The 2,536-nt window shown below is 47.1% G+C and carries 1 protein-coding gene; it reads right to left on the bottom strand.

Annotated features, from left to right (window positions below):
• Positions 1-2,346 (bottom strand): FimV/HubP family polar landmark protein (locus tag TW81_RS18695; protein WP_045957253.1); only part of this gene is annotated, 2,346 nt, incomplete at its 3' end.
• Between the last annotated feature and the right edge of the window lie 190 nt (positions 2,347-2,536).

Genomic DNA, 2,536 nt, shown 5'->3' with positions numbered 1-2,536 from the left:
TGGCTCTGGCTCTGGCTCTGCAGGCTGAGCTTGTTCGCTATCAATATCAAGCGCAATATCTTCGATTTTTGCTTCGTCAAAAACATCGTCAAGATCAAGTTCATCAAGCAGCGGATCACCTTCTGGGGCCACGCTGAGTAGGTCGTCGATGAAGTCATCACTGGAAAAATCGCTAGTTTCAGCGTTGTCTTCTGCTGCTAACGACATATCTTCTTCGGCTAGTTGAGCTGGATCTGAGCCGACTTGAGGAGAAGTATCCATATCGACGCTTTGCTGATCGATTTCAAGTAGTTCTTCGAATAAATCAGTAGCGTCATCGCCAAGATCCTCACTTTGCTCTGGCTGCGACTCGACAACCTCCGCAAGAAGATCAGTACTCTCTGTCAAGTCCAGGTCGTCGCCAGCTTCATCGCCAATCAGCTCATCAAGCTCAGCATCGAGATCAAACTCATCTTCCCCATCTGAGTCGGTAATAAACTCATCTAGAAGATCAGTACTCTCTTCATCAAGCTCATCGACTGAAATCAGTTCATCAAAGACATCTTGCTCATCACTGTCCTGACTTGAAGTTAAATCTTGCTCTTCGAGAAGTTCATCAAGTAAATCTGTGCTGTCTTGGCTGACACCAACATCTTCGCCACCGAGTACTTCATCAAGCAACGCCGTTTCGTCAATCGCATTGGCTTCAAGTGCTTCTAAATCGGCTTGCGCTTCCATTTGAGCAAAGATGTCATCAATTTCACTGTCTGAAGCCAATTGAGGCTCTGAACTCTCTTTGCTTGGCTCATCACTTAAATCAAAACTGTCGTCACCCTCATCAAGCAGACTGTCGAAGTCCAAATCATCATCACTGTCGCTTTGCACTTCATTAAACAGGTCATCAAGCAGAGATTGGTCAAGTTCGTCACTCTCCAGCTCTTCTGAATCACCATCTTCTGTGAGGAGCGAATCCAGCTCATCTTGGGAGAACTCACCGTCATCCGATAAATCGAAGCCTTCATCATCAGAATCATCCATGACAACTTCATCCAGCGCTCGCTCCATCTCTTCGAGACCCAGCGCTTTGTCCTCACTATTGACGCTGATACCATTGGCGCTCATATCGACATCAAGATCAGCCAAAGATTCGTCTAGGTCACCATCATCGCCGATGCCAGCAAACGGATCGTCGCTGTCGTCACCTTCGAGATTAAAGTCGAGGTCGCCATCATCCAAATCAGCGAAAATGTCTGACTCGTCAGTGTCGTTCTCACTGCCACCCTCGCCAAACAGATCATCGTCTTTGTCTGATTCGCCAAACAAGTCATCATCTAATAGCAAATCATCATCAATGTCTTCATTGAGAGTGCCTGGGACGACTGGCGCAACAGGCTGTGGGCTTACTTGAGGTTCAGCAGCGGCGGCTTGTGGTTCTTGTTTAGAGCGGCGGCCTAGCATCATCATGATGATAAGACCAATCAGCAGCCCCGGAATAATCGCCAAGGCAGCCACTAACCAAGTATTTGAAAACAGCTGGTCAAGTGACGACGGCGCCATTTTTTGTTCTTCAGCAACGCGTAAGCGTTCAGCTTCAAGCAGTTTTTCTACTTCGGTTCGAATTCTATCTTCATCGCCCAGTTCATCTTTCAGTACGTCGACTTCAGATTGGACTTCAGCCAACATAAGACGCAACTTATGGTTCTTCTCTTCCAAGGCCATAAGTTCCGTTTCTGAACTCTCAAGTTGGTTTTCTAAAGATTTAACTTGGGTCTGCTTTTCTTTGTCTGCGATGGCCGCTAGCTCACTGCCCTGGTTATTCATCGCGGGCAGAGTCTCCGTCATCGGCTCTGCACTTGGCTTGGGAGGTTCTGCAACTGGTGTTGCTGGGCTAGATTCTAATTGAGCGCTGCTCGGTTGTGGCGCGACCGAAGCTGGCGCTTTGCCTAAACGAGCTTGATGCGCTGTCATCACGTTGACGGCTTGCTGGGTCGATACGCTGCTTACTTGGCTCAGTGAAGGAATTCGAATTGTGCTCTGCGGAATCAATTCGTGGATGTTTTGATTGTCAAACGCTTGAGGGTTGAGTTGAAAAATGGCGTAAAGCGTTTGTTGCACAGTAACAGCATTGGAAGGTCGTAACTTAGTGGCAATGCCCCACAATGTTTCTTGTTCGGTTGTAGGGCCATAAAAACGTGAAGGCTCCGACGTTGCACGCGTGTTACGAGCAAGAGGCTCTGAGAATTGGGGAGATGACTGGATCTCACCATTTGGCCCTTTAAGGCGAATGCTCTCCGCGTTTACGATAGTAGTTTGAGTCACGGCAACGATTGCGAGAGGCAACAGTAGACGCTGTAAAAGTCGACGCATATAAGGCTCAGCTATGTGCTCAATTAAATTAATGACAATGATCTGTTAAATATATCGGATAAACCACTCAAAACTATAGGTGGAGAGGCAAAAAATGTGTGTCTGACGCCATATTCGCATTAATCTCACACAAATTTTCAGGATTCGATTAAAAAAGCCTCACACTATGGCGTAATGCCGATCAGTTAAG

Source organism: Vibrio galatheae, assembly GCF_000967545.1.
GTDB classification, from domain to species: domain Bacteria; phylum Pseudomonadota; class Gammaproteobacteria; order Enterobacterales; family Vibrionaceae; genus Vibrio; species Vibrio galatheae.
Note: the sequence above shows the minus strand (reverse complement) of the source record. Positions and strands in the feature narration are given on the sequence as shown.